The 450-nt window shown below is 61.1% G+C and carries 1 pseudogene; it reads right to left on the minus strand.

Annotated elements, in window-relative coordinates:
* A pseudogene (locus FL311_RS45855) lies at positions 1–450 on the minus strand (SMC-Scp complex subunit ScpB); the annotation flags it as partial.

Below are 450 nucleotides of genomic sequence, written 5' to 3' on the forward strand. Positions count from 1 at the left end.
TCCTCGAGCAGCACACGGATGGTGTCTGCGGAAACATCTTCGTCGAATAGCTTGCGCAAGTCATTGACTCGCAACGGGTCCTGCGCGCAGATCAGCGCGGTTTCGAGGACGATCTTCGCCTCTTGGGTATTCATCGGGTTGAGCGGCTCGTCATTGCTCGCGCGCGGCGAATTGCCGTCACGCTTGAGGTTTGTCGTCCCGCCGCGACGCACGCGGCCTTTCTGGTTGCTGTTGCCCGCCCGGGCCCGGAGCGCAAAGGCCAATCGATTCAATTGGACCCTGCACCGAAACGCAGTGGCTGTGCCCGCAAAGTAAGGGCCGGAGGAGCGAGTTGATCCGGTGCCGGTCAGGCACCACAAGGGCAATTTCTTCCGCCGCCATGTGGACGGATACTGCACCGGACGACTACCAAGAAGAATGGCAGTCCACCCGAATCGACTGTCCAGGGTG

Source organism: Myxococcus sp. AB025B (assembly GCF_006518215.1).
Taxonomy (GTDB): domain Bacteria; phylum Myxococcota; class Myxococcia; order Myxococcales; family Myxococcaceae; genus Myxococcus; species Myxococcus fulvus.